Below are 18142 nucleotides of genomic sequence, written 5' to 3'. Positions count from 1 at the left end.
GCATCCCGGGTGTTCGACCGGGCACTGGAAAACGCATTCGCGTGCCGCCAGGGCACCGATACCGCATCAAAGCACGCTGAAGTTGCCGTAAGCCACTGGTGCGCCGACATTGGAGTGACACCGTTCTCCCGGCTGTGAAGCGAGTCCGCAGTCCGTGTCCAGGTGTTGTCGCACAGCACTGTGAGAGGAGACCGTGAACCGACTGCGCGTCCTGATCATCGTGGCCACGGTGGGTCTGTCCACCTTTCTCGTCGCCGTCGACAACAGCGTCGTCTACGTGGCGTTGCCCCGGATCAGTCACGAACTGGCACTGTCCGAGGCCGGCCTGAAATGGGTGGCGGCCGCCTACCCTCTCGCCCTGGCGAGCTTCCTGCTCGCCGCCGGGCAGTTCACGGACACCATGGGCAGACGCCGCGCCCTGCTGACCGGAGTGGCGACCTTCACCGTGGCCTCCGTACTGTGCGCCCTGTCGACCACCGGTGCGTCGCTGCTCTGCTCCCGTGCCCTCCAGGGTGTCGGCGCCGCTTTCGTCCTTCCGGCGTCCCTGGCCATCACCTCGCACGACCTTCCGCACCGGGTGAGGACCGCCGCGTTCGGTGCGATGACGGCGTCGATGGCGTCCGCCCTGGCCTTCGGGCCGGTGGTCTCCGGTGTGGTGACGCAGCGCCTGGGCTGGCCGTGGCTCTTCGCCCTGAACCTTCCCCTCGGGCTGTTCGCCTCCATCCTGGTCGCCACGGTGCTGCCTCGCACCTCTCACGGCGCCGAAGGCGCACACCGGAAGACGCCGGCCGCCCTGCCGCTGCCCCTGAACGCACTGGCCTGCGTGTCCGTGGCCGCTTTCGCCTACGTCCTGATCCAGGGCCCCGGCCAAGGATTCGCCGAGCCGTCGGTCCTGTTCTGCACCGTCACCGCCGGGGGCGGCCTCCTGGCCCTGTACCGCACCGGGAAGCCGGGCCGCCCTCCCGCGCTGGCCCTGTTGCTGGGCAGACGTGCTTTCACCGGCGGTCTGCTCACCCAGCTCCTGTGGGGACTGGGCGTGACGGGGGTGTACTTCTACACGTCGCAGTTCCTGCAGAACGGGTTGCGACTCAGCCCGACCGAAGCAGGCCTGACGTTCACTCCGGTCGTCTGTGCCCTGTTCGCGACAGCCCCCTTCGTCGGCGCCCTCGCCAGGCGGTTCGGAGACGCCCGGGTTGCCGCCTCGGGTCTGTTGTTCGTCGCGGTCGGGCTGCTCCTCGTCGCGCTGGGCAGCATGAGCGGCCACGTGGCCGATCTCCTGCCGGGGCTGGTGAGTGTCGGGGCGGGGTCCGCACTGGCCCTGCCGCTGACCACAGGCGCCATGCGGGCCTCGCCGGAGCACCTGTCCGGCTTCGCCGCGGGCCTGTTCAGCGCGACGCGCGAGGTGTCCGGTGTGTTCGGCATCGTGGTCGTGGGGGCCGTGGTCACCTTCGTGCAGGATGCCCGCCTGGCCGGTGGAGCCCCGGCCGGCCAGTCACTCTCGGCGGGCTATCAGGCCGGGCTGTGCCTGGCGGCCGTGCTGGTCGGGGCAGGGGTGCCGGTGGCCCGGTGGTCACTGCGGGGTGCTCGCCCGGCGGCTGCGCGCGCACCCCTCAGGCCCTGACGTCCGCGCCGGTCCGCCGTCCGGCCTCGGCCGGTACGCCCTCAGTCAAGGGCGAACGTGTGCCGCAGGACGTCATGAGCGCGGTCCGCTCCGTCCTCCGCCCGCAGCGCACCGGCGACCCGCCGGGCCGACTCGAGGTACGCGGCGTCCTTGGTGACCGTCTTCAGGCGTTCCGTCAGCGCGTCGGCGGTCAGTGCCCGGGCGGGGAGCGGGGGCGGCCCCGCGCCCAGTTCGTGCACCCGCGCGGCCCAGTACGGCTGGTCGCCGAAGAAGGGACACACCACACTGGGCACACCCGCGCGCAGTGCCGCGCACGTGGTTCCCGCGCCTCCGTGGTGGACGACTGCCGCCATCCGGGGGAACAGCCAGTCATGCGAGGTGTCCGCCAGGACCAGCATGTCGTCCTCACTCGTCGACGGATCGCCGAGGAGTACTCCTCGCAGTCCCGCGCGTCTCAAGGCCGTGCGTACGGAGCGGTCGGTTCGCTGTGGGTCACCGGACCGCATACTGCCGAACCCGACGTACACGGGGGGCGGACCGGCGAGGAGGAAGTCGCTCAGCCGCCGGGGCGGTTGCCAGTCCGGCTGCGCGAGGTCCCAGAACCCGGTGACATGGACGTGGGGGCCCCAGTCGGAGGGGCGGGCGACGACCGTGGGACTGAACGCGCACAGCACCGTGGAACGGCGCGTTGCGCGTAGGGGGGACAGCACGGGCAGTGGGGGCAGCCCGTGGCGCCGCAGACGCCAGCGATTGATGTGACGGCGAGACAGAAGCCAGGTCCCCGTGTCGACGATGTCGTAGCTGATGCGGTTGCCGAGTCCCCCCAGCCTTCGTGCGGCCGGTACGAAGGGGTGGGGGAAGGCCCGCGTGGGCTGGCCCGGCTGGAAGTGGACGACGGCGTGGGGGACGCCCAGGCGCTGGTTCAGATGGACCCCGAACAGGCCGAGGGCCGGAGCCAGGACCAGGTCGGCGCCGGAGGCACACGTGAAGGCCTCGTCGAGGAGGTTCTCGACATGAGGCCGCAGCACCTTGTCCATGGTGCGCACGAAGGCGAGGGGACCCTGGCGGCTTCCCAGCAGATCCTGTCCCGTGGCGGACCCGACGATGTCCGAGGGGTCCGCCGCCACGGGATGGAAGCCGGCTCCGGTGCTCGTGACCAGCTGTTCGTAACGCGCGCTGGCGAGGACGCGGACAGCGTGTCCGTGCCGGATCAGGGACTGCGCCAGGGCCAGACACGGCTGCACGTCCCCGCGCGACCCCGCGGCGAACATCATGACCGTTCTCTGTCCCATACTCCTCGGCCTTCCTGTGCCAGGGATCGCGAGTGCTTCGGAGTCAGCGTTCGAGGATCCGGGTCACGTCGGGCCAGACGGCATGCAGTTCCTGCTGCCAGTAGGGCCAGGAGTGGGTGCCGGGACGGTACAGGTGCGTGGTGGTCCTGACGCCCTCCGACCTGAGGGCGGCGGCGAACTTCGAGATCTGTTTCGGGAGCGCCCACTCGGCCACCGTGCTCGCGAGCAGGACATCCGGCGTACGGCCCCTGTCCGCCGGTCCGTGCGACCCGTCGCCCGAAGAGAGATGCACGTGTGTCCGGCGGAACGACCTGACCATCGAGGCGGGGTTGTGCGCCTTCCAGACGTCCCGGTTCACCACGGGGTCGCCCCAGACGTCCCTGATGTCGATGCCTTCCCTCTGCGACCCGAGATGGAGGGCGAGAAGAACGGAAGGTTCAGTGAGATCCACGTAGGAACTCATCGCGCCCGCGTAGCGGAACATTCCAGGATGGCGGCCCGCGTAGATCAGGGCTCCGAAACCACCCATGGACAGTCCGATGATCGCCCGGGACGAACTCCCGCGATACGCCCGCTCGACCAGTGGAACGAGTTCCCGGATGTGGAACGTCTCCCAGCGTGGTTTCCCGGTAAACCAATCGCTGTAGTACCCGTTCCTCCCGCCGTCGGGCATCACGATCAGTGCCTCGGAACGCCTGGCCAGGTCTTCGACGTCCGTCTCTCGGGTCCATGACGTGTAGTCGTCGTCCCCGCCGTGCAGCAGGTACATCACCGGAAAGCGCGCGTTCCTCTTCGACTTCCAGCTCTTCGGCAGGATGATCCGCACCGGAATGGTCGTCCGCATGGCGGGTGAGTAGACCTGGACGTCCTGCGTACGAGTGTCGATGTCCCGGACCGTGACGATGCGCGCGGCCTCACCCGCCGGCCGTGGCGCACTCTCCCCTGCGCGGGCTTGTGCGGGAATACCGGCGGTGAGGATCAGGGCGAGCAGGGAGAAAAGAGCCAGACCCGTCCGCATGCGGACGGACGCGGGGAAGGTGAGCCACTGGAAAGAGGAAGGCATGCGGGCGATTACTCCTCAAAGGAGATTCTTGGGTGTACGGCACAAGGCCGAACTCGGCTGCCCACAATGCCGAAACGGGATCGACGGCGGCCCGCAGGACACGCCGTGCGGTGATAATCACGCTTTTCGCATTTATTCTCCGTTTCTCCGTTTCTCCGCATCTCCGACCCGTGAGGCTCCCGCGCCGTCGAGTGGATTCTCGGAATCCTCACTCAGGGGCGCAGGAGCCGGCGTCGGTGGCGTGCGGGCCGGTGGCTCGCGGCCTCACCTGCGGAACGCGCTGAGGCGCCGTTCGTCGATCCGTGAGCGGCCCTCCGGATCGGTGACGCCCAGCCCCTCACCGGGCGCGAGACACAGGACCCCGACCTTGCCGATGTGTTCGTTGGCCTGGACGCTTCGCGCCGCTGCGCCGACTTCGTCGAGCACATAGGTCCTGGACAGCGCCGGGACCAGGTGGCCCAGCGCGATGAGCCGGTTGACCGCCCACTGCTCGTGGAAATTGGCCCCGTGGCTGCCGATGATCCGCTTCAGCCGCATCCACAGGTACCGGTTGTCGTAGAGGTGCTCGTAGCCGGTACTGGAGCCGCACGTGATGACGGTGCCCCCGCGCCGGGCGAGAAAGACGGAGGCGGCGAATGTCTTCCTCCCGACATGTTCGAACACGATGTGGGGGTCTTCTCCCACGGCGGCGCGAATGGCCTTCCCCATCTTCTTCCAGCCCTCGGGCCGCTGAAGAAGGGTGGGATCCCCGTCCTCGATCTCGGTGCGGTCGATGGCGGCCTTGCATCCCAGAGCCGTGAGGACGTCGGCCTTCTCCGCCGAATTGACCACGCCCACCGGGATGCCACCCCCGTTCAGGACGAGTTGGACCGCGTAGGCACCCAGGCCGCCGGTCGCTCCCCACACGAGGACGATGTCCCCTTGCTTCATCTGCGCACCGCGCTCACTGACGAGCATGCGGTAGGCCGTGCTCGCGCACAGGGGGTTGACGGCGGCTTCCTCCCAGCTCAGCATGGCCGGCTTGGGCATGAGCTGACTGGCCCGGACCACCGCGTAGTGGGCCAGTCCGCCGAAGTTCGTCTCGAACCCCCAGGCCTTCTGTCCCTCACCGAGCATCCCGTCCCGATGGGTGTCGTGGTCCTGCTCGTCGACGTAGGCGGGCGAGACGACCACGTGGTCGCCGACCTTCCACTTGCGCACGGACGATCCGGTGCGCACGATGACGCCCGACGCGTCGGAACCCACGATGTGGTAGGGGAGGTCGTGACGCGCCTCCCAACCGCCGTTCCGCCCCATCTGCTTGAGGAACTCGAACGTCGGGACCGGCTCGAACATCGCCGTCCAGACGGTGTTGTAGTTGATGGAACTCGCCATGACCGCGATCAGCGCCTCGTCGGGCGCCAGTTCGGGCATGGGCACGTCGTCGACGGACAGCGACTTGCGTACGTCCTTGTCCTCCATGGCACGGAAGACGTCCACATCCTCTGCCCGAACCGTCGCGGCGGGGAAGTAGTCCGGTAGGGGCAGTGCTTCCAGGTCCGCTGCACCAGCACCGGCAACGACCGCTTCGGACAGAGGTGACTGCATCGAGGGACTCCCTTGATCACGCCGCCGCACCGGCCGACGGCCGCACGGACGATCCGTGTGCGGATCTCCCCCTCAGCAAGCCCCCGATGTGCCGCTCACGCAACCGCAGGTGCACGGTCGCTGCGCCGATCGCCGTAAACGAGAGAGGACCGGTATCGAGGGTGCTCAGGCGCCTGCGCGGCCGGGAATGCGTACGGGTTTCCCGCAGCCTTCGCTGGAAGAACACCCCGCAGCGCAGCAGCACGTTCGCGTACCGCCCCGTGCCTCGCCGGTGCGGACGACGAGCCGCGCGTTGGCACTCAGCCCCTTGAGCCGCTCGTACGGGACGGACGCGAGACCGGGGAAGCGGCCCGCCAGCAACTCGGCCGCCGCCGGATCGGCACTCCGTACCTCGGCCGCGGCCGTCGCGCCCTCCACCACCAGTTCCGCCAGCAGCCCCTCCAGGACCTCGGCCAAGGACGGCCCCCCGCGGAAGGCCAGGTCCACCACGCGCGGCCCGCCGGGTACCGGCATCCCGGCGTCGCACACCAGCACCCCGTCGCCGTGCCCGAGTTCGGCCAGGGCACCGGAGAGGCGCCGGTTCAGGATTCCGCGCCTCTTCACGGCTCGGAGACCTCCGCCGCCGTTGGGAAGGACAGCTGCGCCCCTTCCTTCGTCACCGTCGCCGCGCCCACTCGTGCCGCGTACGCCGCCGCCTCGGCGAGCGGCTCGCCCGCGCCCAGCCGCCAGGCCAGCGCCGCGGTGAACGCGTCACCGGCACCGGTGGTGTCCACGGCGTGCACCTTGACGGACGGAACGCGGGCGGCCCCGTCCGCCGAGGCCACCAGCGCGCCCTCGCCGCCCAGCGTCACCACCACCGAACGCGGCCCCTTCGCCAGCAGCAGCCGCGCCCAGTCCTCGGGCTCGTCGCCCACCCCGGCGGTGTCGCCCAGGATCACCTTCGCCTCGTGCTCGTTGACGATGAGCGGGTCACAGGCCGCCAGCACCTCCGGCGGGAGGGGGCGCGGCGGCGAGGGGTTCAGGACGAAACGGCTCCCCGGAGCCAGGGTCCGCACCACCTCCACCACCGTCTCCAGCGGGATCTCCAGCTGCGCCGAGACCACCCGGGAGCCCTGGAGGAGGCACGCGGCGGCGCTGACGTCCTGGGGGGTCAGCCGGCCGTTCGCGCCGGGCGAGACGACGATGCTGTTGTCCCCGGACGGGTCGACGGTGATCAGCGCGACGCCCGTCGGCGCCCCGCCCACCAGCACACCCACCGTGTCGACGCCGGCCTCCCGCTGCGAGTCCAGCAGCAGCCGGCCGTGCGCGTCGTCGCCGACCCGGGCCAGCAGAGCCGTACGGGCGCCGAGCCGGGCGGCGGCGACCGCCTGGTTCGCGCCCTTGCCGCCGGGGTGGACGGCCAGGTCGGAGCCGAGCACGGTCTCGCCGGCACCGGGCCGGCGCTCCACTCCGATCACCAGGTCGGCGTTGGCCGACCCCACGACCAGGAGGTCGTAGTCGTACATGTGCTGTCTCCCCACGTGAGTGACAGGGGCGGGCGGCCCCACGCACTGTGGACGACCGCCCGCCGTTCCCCGATCTCAGCCGCTGAAGCCGGCCACGTTCTCCTCGGTGACCACCGTCACCGGCACCTTCACCGTCTCCTCGACCTTCTTGCCCTCCAGGGCGCGCAGGGCGTTGTCGACGGCGATCCTCCCGAGCTGGGACGGCTGCTGCGCCACCGACGCGTACAGCGTGCCGCCCGCGACGGCCTTCAGCCCGTCAGGCGTGCCGTCGAAGCCGACGACCGAGACGGACGTGCCGGCCTTGGAGCCCAGCGCCTTGATCGCGCCGAGGGCCATCTCGTCGTTGGCGGCGATGACGCCCCGGACGTCCGGGTGGGCCTGGAGCAGGTTCGACATCACGTCCAGGCCCTTCGTGCGGTCGAAGTCGGCGGGCTGCCGGGCGACGACCTTGATGCCCGGGTAGGCCTTGAGGCCGTTCGCGAAGCCCTGCGCCCGCTCGCGGGCCGCGGACGTGCCCGCCTGGCCCTGCAGGATCACGATCTCGCCCTGGCCGCCCAGCTTCTCGGCGAGGGACTTCGCGGCCAGCTCGCCGCCGGCGACGTTGTCGGAGGCGACCAGGGTGTCCACGGCCGCGTCGTCGACCGTCCGGTCCACCGCCACGACCGGGATGTCCGCCTTGCCCGCGGCCTTCACGGAGTTGCCCGCCGCGTCGGAGTCCACCGGGTTGACGATGATCGCGTCCAGCCTGGAGCTGGTGAAGTTCTGCAGCTGGTTGGCCTGCTGGGAGGCGTCGTTCTGGGCGTCCGTGACGGTCAGGTCCACGTTCCGCTTCTTCGCCTCGGCCTGGGCGCCCGCCCGGATCTGAACGAAGAAGGGGTTGTTGAGGGTGGACAGCGACAGGCCCACCTTCGGGGTGCCCGCCGGGGAGGAGCCGTTGTGCAGGAAGGACGTGGCGCCGACGATCGCGACCGTGACGACGGCCGCGAGCCCGTAGGTGACCGCCTGCCGGCCCTTGGGCCCGCCGGTCCCGGCCGCCACCGGGGTCGCGCCCGCCTTGCGCCGCAGCGTGTCGAACAGCACCGCCAGGGCGATGACGACACCGATGACGACCTGCTGCCAGAACGCGGAGACGTTCAGCAGGTTCAGCCCGTTGCGCAGCACGGCCAGGATCAGCGCGCCGATCAGGGTGCCCGACGCCTTGCCCGTACCGCCCGCGAGGGACGCGCCGCCGATGACGACGGCGGCGATCGCGTCCAGCTCGTAGCCGTCGGCGGCCTGCGGCTGCGCGGAGGACAGGCGGGCGGCGAGCACGACGCCGGCGACGGCGGCGAAGACACCAGAGAAGGCGTAGATCGCGAGCTTCTGCTTCTTCACGCGCAGCCCGGACAGCCGCGCGGCCTCCTCGTTGCCGCCGATCGCGTACATGGAGCGGCCGATGTACGTCCGGCCCAGCACGAACGCCGCGATCAGGCCCATCACGGCCATCACCAGCACCGGGACGGGCAGCCAGCCGCCGAGCGTGTCACCGAGGTGGGAGACGGAGTCGGGGAAGGCGATCGGGGAGCCCTCGGAGATCACCAGGGACAGACCGCGGGCCACGGACAGCATGGCCAGCGTGGCGATGAACGGCGGCAGCTTGCCGTAGGAGATCAGGACGCCGTTGACCAGGCCGCAGACGATGCCCGTCGCCATCGCGAGGAGCACCGCGAGGACGACCGGGACGCCCGCCGAGGTGGCGCTCCAGGCGAGGACCGTGGCGGACAGCGCGGCGACCGAGCCGACCGACAGGTCGATGCCCGCCGAGACGATCACGAAGGTCACACCGAAGGCGAGGACGGCGGTCACGGCCGCCTGCACACCGACGTTCAGCAGGTTGTCCGCCGTCAGGAAGTCGCCGGACAGCGCCGACATCGCGACGACGAGGACGATCAGCGCGGTGAGCGCGCCGTTGTCGAGCAGGAGGCGGCGCAGGCCTCCCGAGGCGCCGCCCCCCGTGCCCGTCGTGCTCTTGAGCGTGTCAGTGGCCACGGGAGGCCTCCGTTCCGGTCGTGCTGGTGGTCGTGGGAGTGCTGACGGCGAGCGCCATCACGGCGTCCTGGGTCGCCTCGTCGGCGGCGAGTTCACCGGCGATCCGCCCCTGGGCCATCACCAGCACCCGGTCGCTCATGCCGAGCACCTCGGGGAGGTCGCTGGAGATCATCAGGACGGCCGCGCCGGCGGCGGTGAGTTCGTTGACGAGCTGGTAGATCTCGACCTTGGCGCCGACGTCGATGCCGCGCGTCGGCTCGTCGAGGATCAGCACCTTGGTGTCGGCCAGCAGCCACTTGCCGATGACGACCTTCTGCTGGTTGCCGCCGGACAGCGTGCGCACGTGCTGCTCCAGGCCCGCCATCCGCACGCCGAGCTGCCGCGCGATCCGCCCGGCGGCCTCGCGCTGCCCCTTGAGGTCGACGAGTCCCGCGCGGGTCGCCGACCGCAGCGTCACCAGGCCGAGGTTCTCCTCGACCGTGGCGTCCAGCACCAGGCCCTGGCCCTTGCGGTCCTCCGGCACGAGCCCGATGCCCGCGGTCATCGCCGCGGTGACGTCGTACCTGGCGACGGGAGTGCCGGACACCTTGACGCTGCCCCGGTCGTAGGAGTCGGCCCCGAAGACCGCCCGGACGACCTCGGTGCGTCCGGCCCCGACCAGCCCGGCGATGCCGACGACCTCGCCGGCGTGCACCTCGAAGCTCACGTCGTGGAAGACGCCGTCGCGGGTGAGCCCCTCGACGGTGAGCAGCGCCGGGCCGCGGTCGGCCCGCTCGCGCGGGTACTGCTGCTCGATCGAGCGCCCCACCATGAGCCGGACCAGCTCGTCCTCGGGCGTGGCGGCGGGGACCTGCCCGACGCTCCTGCCGTCGCGGATGACGGTCACCCGGTCGCCGAGGGCGGCGATCTCCTCCAGGTGGTGCGTGATGAAGACGATCCCGACGCCGTCCTCGCGCAGCCGCCGCACGATGGCGAACAGCTTCTCGACCTCCTCGGAGGTGAGCACGGCGGTCGGCTCGTCCATGATCAGCACGCGCGCGTCCAGGCTGAGGGCCTTGGCGATCTCGACCATCTGCAGCCGCGCGATGCCGAGTTCGCGGACCCGCGCCCGGGGCGACACCCGCACGCCGACCCGCCGCAGCAGCTCCTCGGCGTCGGCCTCCATCCGCTTGCGGTCGATCATCCCGAAGCGGCGCGGCTGCCGGCCCAGGAAGATGTTCTCGGCCACCGTCAGATCGGGAACGAGGTTGAACTCCTGGTAGATGGTGGCGATCCCGAGCCGCCCGGAGTCCTGCGCACCCTGGATGCGCACCTCCTCGCCGCCGACCAGGATCCGCCCGGCGTCGGGCGTGCAGGCACCGGAGAGCATCTTGATCAGCGTGCTCTTGCCGGCCCCGTTCTCACCGAGCAGCACGTGCACCTCGCCCCGGCGCAGGTCGAAGTCGACGCCGTCCAGCGCCACCACGCCCGGGAAGGTCTTGCGTATGCCCTCGATGCGCAGCAACTCGTCCGCGTTGCTCACGACGTGCTCCTCTGCACTGGGGTGGGGTTCGCGCCGCAGGAGCGGCGCACGACGAGCCGGGCGGGGAGGGTCACGGACTGCCCGGGCCGTCCTTCGATGCGGTCGACCAGGGCCCGTACGGCGGCCCGGCCCAGCTCGCCCGTGGGCTGGGCGATCGCGGTGACCGGCGGGTCGGTGTGCACGAACCACCGGATGTCGTCGAAGGCGGCCAGCGCGATGTCGTCCGGCACGCGCAGCCCCCGCGCGCGCACGGCGTCCAGCGCGCCGAGCGCCATCAGGTTGTCGGCCGCGAAGACCACCTCGGGCGGGTCGGCCAGGTCGAGGAAGCCCTCGGTGACCCGGCGCCCGCTCTCGGCCTGGAAGTCGCCCTGCCCTGTGTAGGCGTCGGGCAGGTCGAGCCCGAACACGGCGAGTGCCTCCCGGAAGGCCTCCACGCGCTCCCGGCCGGTCGTGGTCGCCGCCGGACCCGCGATGATCGCCAGCCGCCGGTGCCCGAGCCCGTACAGGTGCGCCACGAGGTCCCGTACGGCCGCCTGCCCGTCCGCCCGGACGACCGGCACGTCCACGCCCGGGATCCAGCGGTCCACGAACACCATGGGCGTCCCGGCGCGCGCCGCGTCCAGCATCAGCGGCGAACCGCCGTCGGTGGGGGAGACGAGCAGGCCGTCTATCCGGCGGTCCAGCAGGGTGCGCACGTGGTGGTCCTGGAGGTCCGGCCGCTCGTCGGCGTTGCCGATGATGACGCTGTAGCCGAGCGCGCGGGCCTCCTCCTCCACGGAGCGGGCCAGTTCGGTGAAGTACGGGTTGAGCACGTCGCTGATGACCAGGCCGAGGGTGCGTGTCTGGTCGGTCCGCAGGGAGCGGGCGACGGCGTTCGGGCGGTAGCCCAGGGCCTCGACGGCGGCCAGCACGCGGGCGCGCGCGTCGGCGCTGACCGACGGGTGGTCGTTCAGGACGCGCGAGACCGTGGCGACGGAGACGCCGGCCTCGGCAGCGACGTCCTTGATGCCGGCCACCGCCGCTCCACCTCCTCGTGGATCAGTAGGGGGAGTGCCGCGGAGGCACTCGACATGCGTGGAATCGATTACATCGACGAGGTGATGGAATCGATTACACGCCAGGATCGCAAGCCCCTCGGGAGGCCTCTTGACCGGATCGTGACGTGGCGGGGCGCCATCCGGCGTCCCGGGGTGGGGGCCAGGGGCCGCAGACCCGGACGGGACCGATGAGTTTCGGCGGCCCGGGCGGTCCACCCCTCATCGACCACAGGAGGAGCGCTGTGTCCCAGCTGCTGCGCGTACAGAATTTCTGCGTCTCCGCCGACGGCTACGGTGCGGGTGAGCACCAGAGCCTGGAGAGACCGTTCGGCCACGCCGACCCCGCCACGATGATCGCCTGGGCCGGTGCCACGGCGAGCTGGCCCAACCGCACGGACCCCGGCGGCAGCCGCGGCCTCGACGACTACTTCACACGCGACTTCGCGCACGGCATCGGCGCCGAGATCATGGGCCGCAACAAGTTCGGCCCGCAGCGCGGCCCCTGGCAGGACCACGAGTGGAAGGGCTGGTGGGGCGACGAACCGCCGTTCCGCACGCCGGTGTTCGTCATGACCCACCACGAGCGCCCGTCGTTCACCCTCTCCGACACCACGTTCCACTTCGTCGCGGGCGACCCGGCGGACGTCCTCGACCAGGCCCGCGAGGCTGCGGAGGGCAAGGACGTCCGGCTCGGCGGAGGGGCGGCCACCATCCGCCGGTTCCTCGACGCCGACCTGGTGGACACGATGCACGTGGCGGTCTCGCCCGGTGTGGTGCTCGGCGCCGGCTCCCGGCTGTGGAAATCCCCCGAGGAGCTGTTCGACCGCTTCCACTGCGATGTGGTGCCGAGCCCGAGCGGGGTGATCCATCACCTGTTCTGGAGGAAGTGACGGCCGGACGGCGAGCGCCCTGCGCGGAGACGGGTGGGGCCCGTCGTGCGCCCTGCGCGGAGACGGACGGGGCGCCGAAGCGGTCCGGGGCGCACGCGGCCGTCGCCCGGGAGGGGCAGGTCAGTCGCGTACGCCCCAGTCGAGGCGGTCGGCGAGCCCGGCGGCGGTGAAGGCGGCGGCCAGCTCGTCGCGGCCCTCGGTGAAGTGGGCCCAGCTGTCGTAGTGGACCGGGACCACGCGCCGGGCGCCGAGGATCCGGGCGGCCTCCGCGGCCATGGCGCTGTCCAGCACGATGACCTGGTTGTCGAAGAGGACGGGGAAGCGGGGGGCGCCGGCGAAGAGGACGGCGGTGTCGACGGGGCCGAAGCGCCCGGCGATCTCCCGCACCGCGTCCAGCGAGGCGTTGTCCCCGCTGACGTAGACGGGGGGCAGTCCCTCACCGGTCAGGACGAAGCCGACGACCTGGCCGGTGAGCGGCTCGACCTCCTCCCGGGGGCCGGGACCGTGCACGGCGGGGACGCCCGTCACGGTGACCGTGCCGCCGCCGGGCCGCTCCAGCTCGACGGAGTCCCAGTCCGCCAGCCCCCTGGCCTTCTCTCCCAGGCTCTCGCCCAGGCGCTTGCCGCCGCCGGGCGTGGTGAGGGTGAGGGGGGCGTCGGCGAGCAGGGCCCGGCCGGAGAGGTCGAGGTTGTCGGGGTGCTCGTCGTGGGAGAGCAGCACCACGTCGACGCGGCCGAGGTCGCCGGGGGAGGCGGCGGAGGGCGCGGTCTTGGTCAGGAACGGGGGGTAGTCGCCGGGGGCGTCGAAGGTCGGGTCGGTCAGGAAGCGCAGGCCGCCGTACTCGAAGAGGGCGGTCGGGCCGCCGAAGACGCGCACGGGGAACGGGCCGGCCGGCACGGACGTGGAAGACATGCAGCACCTCACGGATGGACGCGATTGAACCGTGAGGTGAAGGTAGCTGTTTCTCACGGATGGGGGCAAGCCTTACCATGAGAAGCATGGAGGAGCACCTGATCGACCAGCCCGCCCCGCAGCCCGCCCGAGGTGAGCGGGAGCACCCCTCCCTCGCCCTCGTCAACAGCGCGGTGGCCCTGCCCGGCGGGCACACGATCGATCTCCTCGGCGCCCCCGCGCAGGCGAACCGCTGGCTGACCGAGCGCGGCCTCGCGCCGGCCGACGCCGGGATGCGGGAGATGTGCGCAGCCCAACTGCGGTCGCTGCGCGAACAGATCCGATCGCTGTTCGCCGCCCGCACCGAAGGCGTACCGGCCCTCCCGGCGGCCGTGGCGGCCCTCAACGACGCGCTGACCCGGGTCCCCACGGCCCCGCTGCTGCGGTGGGACGACACCACCGGCCCCTACCGCACGGCTCCCCACCGCACGATGGCGATCGTCGACCTCGCCATGGCCACGCTCGCCGCCGACGCCGCCGACCTGCTCACGTCCCCCGAAGCCGACCGCCTCACGGCCTGCGGCTCCCCGCCCTGCAACCGCTACCTGCTCCGCCACGGCCGCCGCCAGTGGTGCTCCACCCGCTGCGGCGACCGTGCCCGCGCGGCCCGGGCCTACGCACGCAGGAGCACCGGGGCCTGAGGCCGGGACGCCCGGGTGCGACCTCACCCGCGGCTCTCACCGCCGCAGCCCGCGCTGTCGTACCCGGGCGGTACGGTCGGATCATGACCGATCAGGCGGGGGCCTCCCAGGCGGGCGAGCGGCGCACGGCCACGCTGGAAGGCGTGCTCGAGCGCATCACCTACGCCAACGAGGAGAACGGCTACACGGTCGCCCGGGTCGACACCGGCAGAGGCGGTGGCGACCTGCTCACGGTCGTCGGGGCGCTGCTCGGCGCCCAGGTCGGCGAGTCCCTGCGCATGGAGGGCCGCTGGGGCTCCCACCCGCAGTACGGCAAGCAGTTCCACGTGGAGAACTACACGACGGTCCTCCCGGCCACCGTCCAGGGCATCCGCCGCTACCTCGGCTCCGGCCTCGTCAAGGGCATCGGCCCGGTCTTCGCCGACCGCATCACCCAGCACTTCGGCATGGACACCCTCAAGATCATCGAGGAGGAGCCCAAGCGGCTGATCGAGGTCCCCGGCCTCGGTCCCAAGCGGACGAAGAAGATCGCCGACGCCTGGGAGGAGCAGAAGGCCATCAAGGAGGTCATGCTCTTCCTCCAGACCGTCGAGGTGTCCACGTCCATCGCCGTGCGCATCTACAAGAAGTACGGCGACGCCTCCATCTCCGTGGTGAAGAACCAGCCCTACCGGCTCGCCGCCGACGTCTGGGGCATCGGCTTCCTCACCGCCGACAGGATCGCCCAGTCCGTCGGCATCCCGCACGACAGCCCCGAGCGCGTGAAGGCGGGCCTGCAGTACGCGCTGTCCCAGGCCACCGACCAGGGCAACTGCTACCTGCCCGAGGAGCGGCTGATCGCGGACGCGGTGAAGCTGCTCCAGGTCGACACCGGGCTCGTCATCGAGTGCCTCGCGGAGCTGGCCGAGGCCCCCGAGGACGGCGGCGACCCCGGCGTCGTACGCGAGAAGGTCCCCGGCCCCGACGGCGCCTCGGAGCCGGTCACCGCCGTCTACCTCGTCCCCTTCCACCGCGCGGAACTGTCCCTCGCCTCCCAGCTCCTGCGCCTCCTGCGCACCGGCGAGGACCGTATGCCCGGCTTTCGCGCCGTCGCCTGGGACAAGGCGCTGAGCTGGCTGAAGGACCGTACGGGCGCGGACCTCGCGCCCGAGCAGGAGGCCGCGGTCCGGCTGGCGCTGACCGAGAAGGTCGCCGTGCTGACGGGCGGCCCGGGCTGCGGCAAGTCGTTCACGGTCCGCTCGATCGTGGAGCTGGCCCGCGCGAAGAAGGCCAAGGTCGTGCTCGCCGCCCCCACGGGCCGGGCCGCCAAGCGCCTGTCCGAGCTCACCGGCGCCGAGGCCTCCACCGTGCACCGCCTGCTGGAGCTGAAGCCCGGCGGCGACGCGGCCTACGACCGCGAACGGCCGCTGGACGCCGACCTGGTGGTGGTCGACGAGGCGTCCATGCTGGACCTGCTCCTCGCCAACAAGCTGGTGAAGGCCGTCCCGCCGGGGGCGCACCTGCTGTTCGTCGGGGACGTCGACCAGCTGCCCAGCGTCGGCGCGGGCGAGGTCCTGCGCGACCTGCTGGCCGACGGCGGCCCGATCCCCGCCGTCCGCCTCACCCGGGTCTTCCGGCAGGCCCAGCAGTCGGGCGTGGTGACGAACGCCCACCGGATCAACGCCGGGCAACACCCGCTGACCGACGGCATGAAGGACTTCTTCCTCTTCGTCGAGGACGACACGGAGGAGGCGGGGCGGCTCACCGTGGACGTGGCGGCACGTCGCATTCCGGCCAAGTTCGGCCTCGACCCGCGCCGCGACATCCAGGTGCTGGCACCGATGCACCGCGGCCCGGCCGGCGCGGGCACCCTGAACGGCCTGCTCCAGCAGGCCGTCACCCCGGGCCGTCCCGATCTGCCCGAGAAGAGATTCGGTGGACGTGTGTTCCGTGTCGGAGACAAGGTCACCCAGATTCGCAACAATTACGAGAAGGGCGAGAACGGAGTCTTCAACGGCACCGTGGGCGTGGTGACCTCGCTCGACCCGGTCGACCAGCGCCTGACGGTGCTGACGGACGAGGACGAGGAGGTTCCCTACGAGTTCGACGAGCTCGACGAGCTGGCCCACGCGTACGCCGTGACCATCCACCGCTCCCAGGGCAGCGAGTACCCGGCGGTCGTCATCCCGGTGACGACGGGAGCCTGGATGATGCTCCAGCGCAACCTGCTCTACACGGCGGTCACCCGGGCCAAACGGCTGGTCGTCCTCGTCGGTTCGCGCAAGGCGATCGGCCAGGCGGTGCGCACCGTCTCGGCGGGCCGGCGGTGCACGGCACTGGACTTCCGGCTCGGTTCCGCCAAAAGTGATCGATCAAATGAGTCGTGAAGGTCACAAGCCACTTCCGGAAGGGGATCGCAGGGGGCACGATGGGCAAGTTGGCGGCACTCAGTGCCGTCAGTAGGCCCGATGGTCGACCCCGAGTGCACTCTCCTGAGCCAAGTGGGGGATGGTAGAGACAGTCAGGGCACCTCGAAGATGAGGCACAACGTCGGTGAGGGAAGACGTGAGCGACAACTCTGTAGTACTGCGGTACGGCGACGGCGAGTACACCTACCCGGTGATCGACAGCACCGTCGGTGACAAGGGCTTCGACATCGGAAAGCTCCGCGCCCAGACCGGTCTGGTGACGCTGGACAGCGGTTACGGCAACACGGCCGCGTACAAATCCGCCATCACCTACCTGGACGGCGAAGCGGGCATCCTGCGCTACCGCGGCTACCCGATCGAGCAGCTGGCCGAGCGCTCCACCTTCCTGGAGGTCGCCTACCTGCTGATCAACGGCGAGCTGCCGACGGTCGACCAGCTCTCGGCGTTCAAGAACGAGATCACGCAGCACACCCTGCTGCACGAGGACGTCAAGAACTTCTACAAGGGCTTCCCGCGCGACGCCCACCCGATGGCCATGCTGTCCTCGGTCGTCTCGGCGCTGTCCACGTTCTACCAGGACAGCCACAACCCGTTCGACGAGCGCCAGCGCAACCTCTCCACGATCCGCCTGCTCGCCAAGCTCCCGACGATCGCGGCGTACGCGTACAAGAAGTCGATCGGTCACCCGTTCGTCTACCCGCGCAACGACCTCGGCTACGTGGAGAACTTCCTCCGCATGACCTTCTCGGTCCCCGCGCAGGAGTACGAGCTCGACCCGACCGTGGTCTCGGCGCTCGACAAGCTGCTGATCCTGCACGCGGACCACGAGCAGAACTGCTCGACCTCCACGGTCCGCCTGGTCGGCTCCTCGCAGGCCAACATGTTCGCCTCGATCTCCGCCGGCATCAACGCCCTGTGGGGCCCGCTGCACGGCGGCGCCAACCAGTCGGTGCTGGAGATGCTGGAGGGCATCCGCGACTCCGGCGGCGACGTCGACTCCTTCATCCGCAAGGTGAAGAACAAGGAGGACGGCGTACGCCTGATGGGCTTCGGCCACCGGGTCTACAAGAACTTCGACCCGCGCGCCAAGATCATCAAGGCCGCCGCGCACGACGTCCTCTCCGCCCTGGGCAAGTCCGACGAACTGCTGGACATCGCCCTGAAGCTGGAGGAGCACGCGCTCTCCGACGACTACTTCGTCTCGCGCAGCCTCTACCCGAACGTCGACTTCTACACGGGCCTGATCTACCGGGCCATGGGCTTCCCGACCGAGATGTTCACGGTCCTGTTCGCCCTCGGCCGGCTGCCGGGCTGGATCGCCCAGTGGCACGAGATGATCAAGGAGCCGGGCTCCCGCATCGGCCGCCCGCGCCAGATCTACACGGGCGTGGTCGAGCGCGACTTCGTCCCCGTCGAGGAGCGCTGAGGGGCACCGCCGCGTCTGGCCCCCGTGTCCGCCGGTCGGTGGATGCGGGGGCTTTCGCGCGCACGGAGGGCGGAGAGTCGGGGAGCGGAGAGTCGGGAAGCGGGGAAGCGGAGAGTCGGGGAGCGGAGAGTCGGGAAGCGGGGAAGCGGGGAAGCGGAGAGTCGGGGAGCG

At 70.9% G+C, this 18142-nt stretch carries 13 protein-coding genes and 1 pseudogene; 5 read left to right on the top strand and 9 right to left on the bottom strand.

Annotated elements, in window-relative coordinates:
• Nucleotides 1-193 precede the first annotated feature (193 nt).
• Nucleotides 194-1621: an MFS transporter gene (locus ACFW6P_RS18050; RefSeq protein ID WP_386348178.1), complete on the top strand. Its 1428-nt coding sequence runs from the start codon at nucleotides 194-196 to the stop codon at nucleotides 1619-1621.
• 41 nt (nucleotides 1622-1662) lie between these two features.
• Here ACFW6P_RS18050 and ACFW6P_RS18045 read toward each other — a convergent pair whose 3' ends face one another.
• From ACFW6P_RS18045 to ACFW6P_RS18010, 8 genes and pseudogenes are all read right to left on the bottom strand, one after another.
• Entirely contained in the window at nucleotides 1663-2913 is a 1251-nt protein-coding gene (locus tag ACFW6P_RS18045) for a glycosyltransferase (RefSeq protein ID WP_386348175.1), read from the bottom strand.
• Nucleotides 2914-2956: 43 nt separating this feature from the next.
• Nucleotides 2957-3976 (bottom strand): alpha/beta hydrolase, encoded by a 1020-nt coding sequence (locus ACFW6P_RS18040; RefSeq protein ID WP_386348172.1) that lies wholly within the window; start codon nucleotides 3974-3976, stop codon nucleotides 2957-2959.
• Between the two features lie 264 nt (nucleotides 3977-4240).
• Nucleotides 4241-5563, bottom strand: a complete 1323-nt coding sequence (ccrA, locus tag ACFW6P_RS18035) for a crotonyl-CoA carboxylase/reductase (protein ID WP_386348169.1) — start codon at nucleotides 5561-5563, stop codon at nucleotides 4241-4243.
• A gap of 217 nt (nucleotides 5564-5780) precedes the next feature.
• Nucleotides 5781-6166, bottom strand: a pseudogene (gene rbsD, locus ACFW6P_RS18030) (D-ribose pyranase); the annotation flags it as partial.
• Nucleotides 6163-7068 carry a ribokinase gene (locus ACFW6P_RS18025; protein WP_386348166.1) on the bottom strand — a complete coding sequence of 302 codons (906 nt, stop codon included), beginning with the start codon at nucleotides 7066-7068 and terminating at the stop codon, nucleotides 6163-6165. The pseudogene rbsD and the gene ACFW6P_RS18025, both read right to left, overlap by 4 nt.
• A gap of 75 nt (nucleotides 7069-7143) precedes the next feature.
• The gene (locus ACFW6P_RS18020; protein WP_386424089.1) at nucleotides 7144-9096 is read right to left on the bottom strand and encodes a substrate-binding domain-containing protein; all 1953 of its coding nucleotides are present in this window, start codon (nucleotides 9094-9096) and stop codon (nucleotides 7144-7146) included.
• Nucleotides 9086-10618 (bottom strand): sugar ABC transporter ATP-binding protein, encoded by a 1533-nt coding sequence (locus ACFW6P_RS18015; protein ID WP_386424087.1) that lies wholly within the window; start codon nucleotides 10616-10618, stop codon nucleotides 9086-9088. The genes ACFW6P_RS18020 and ACFW6P_RS18015 overlap by 11 nt, the downstream gene beginning before the upstream one ends.
• Nucleotides 10615-11634 carry a LacI family DNA-binding transcriptional regulator gene (locus ACFW6P_RS18010; RefSeq protein ID WP_386348158.1) on the bottom strand — a complete coding sequence of 340 codons (1020 nt, stop codon included), beginning with the start codon at nucleotides 11632-11634 and terminating at the stop codon, nucleotides 10615-10617. The genes ACFW6P_RS18015 and ACFW6P_RS18010 overlap by 4 nt, the downstream gene beginning before the upstream one ends.
• A 263-nt stretch (nucleotides 11635-11897) precedes the next feature.
• Here ACFW6P_RS18010 and ACFW6P_RS18005 point away from each other — a divergent pair, with 263 nt between their 5' ends.
• Complete coding sequence (locus tag ACFW6P_RS18005; RefSeq protein ID WP_386424085.1) at nucleotides 11898-12545, top strand: dihydrofolate reductase family protein; 648 nt, start codon at nucleotides 11898-11900, stop codon at nucleotides 12543-12545.
• A 120-nt stretch (nucleotides 12546-12665) separates the two neighbouring features.
• Here the strand turns inward: ACFW6P_RS18005 and ACFW6P_RS18000 are convergent, their stop codons facing one another.
• A complete protein-coding gene (locus ACFW6P_RS18000) occupies nucleotides 12666-13457 on the bottom strand; it encodes an MBL fold metallo-hydrolase (protein WP_386348152.1) in 792 nt (263 codons plus the stop codon).
• A gap of 86 nt (nucleotides 13458-13543) precedes the next feature.
• Between ACFW6P_RS18000 and ACFW6P_RS17995 the strand changes: the two genes are divergently transcribed.
• The 3 genes from ACFW6P_RS17995 to ACFW6P_RS17985 all read left to right on the top strand — a co-directional run bounded on the left by ACFW6P_RS17995 (nucleotide 13544) and on the right by ACFW6P_RS17985 (nucleotide 17971).
• Nucleotides 13544-14137 (top strand): CGNR zinc finger domain-containing protein, encoded by a 594-nt coding sequence (locus ACFW6P_RS17995; protein ID WP_386348149.1) that lies wholly within the window; start codon nucleotides 13544-13546, stop codon nucleotides 14135-14137.
• Nucleotides 14138-14220: 83 nt separating this feature from the next.
• On the top strand, nucleotides 14221-16503 hold the full coding sequence (locus ACFW6P_RS17990) for an ATP-dependent RecD-like DNA helicase (RefSeq protein ID WP_386424083.1): 2283 nt from the start codon (nucleotides 14221-14223) through the stop codon (nucleotides 16501-16503).
• A 178-nt stretch (nucleotides 16504-16681) separates the two neighbouring features.
• Complete coding sequence (locus ACFW6P_RS17985) at nucleotides 16682-17971, top strand: citrate synthase (protein ID WP_386348144.1); 1290 nt, start codon at nucleotides 16682-16684, stop codon at nucleotides 17969-17971.
• Nucleotides 17972-18142: the final 171 nt, after the last annotated feature.

The organism is Streptomyces sp. NPDC058741, assembly GCF_042746715.1.
GTDB lineage: Bacteria > Actinomycetota > Actinomycetes > Streptomycetales > Streptomycetaceae > Streptomyces.
The sequence above is the reverse complement of the archived record's forward strand: the minus strand, read 5'-3'. Positions and strand labels throughout refer to the sequence as shown.

Bases quoted from the DNA above. Each gene is read 5' to 3' on its own strand.
- ACFW6P_RS18045 (WP_386348175.1), bottom strand. From the start codon at position 2,913: ATGGGACAGAGAACGGTCATGATGTTCGCCGCGGGGTCGCGCGGGGAC.
- ACFW6P_RS18040 (WP_386348172.1), bottom strand. From the start codon at position 3,976: ATGCCTTCCTCTTTCCAGTGGCTCACCTTCCCCGCGTCCGTCCGCATG.
- ccrA (WP_386348169.1), bottom strand. From the start codon at position 5,563: ATGCAGTCACCTCTGTCCGAAGCGGTCGTTGCCGGTGCTGGTGCAGCG.
- ACFW6P_RS18025 (WP_386348166.1), bottom strand. From the start codon at position 7,068: ATGTACGACTACGACCTCCTGGTCGTGGGGTCGGCCAACGCCGACCTG.
- ACFW6P_RS18000 (WP_386348152.1), bottom strand. From the start codon at position 13,457: ATGTCTTCCACGTCCGTGCCGGCCGGCCCGTTCCCCGTGCGCGTCTTC.
- ACFW6P_RS17995 (WP_386348149.1), top strand. From the start codon at position 13,544: ATGGAGGAGCACCTGATCGACCAGCCCGCCCCGCAGCCCGCCCGAGGT.
- ACFW6P_RS17990 (WP_386424083.1), top strand. From the start codon at position 14,221: ATGACCGATCAGGCGGGGGCCTCCCAGGCGGGCGAGCGGCGCACGGCC.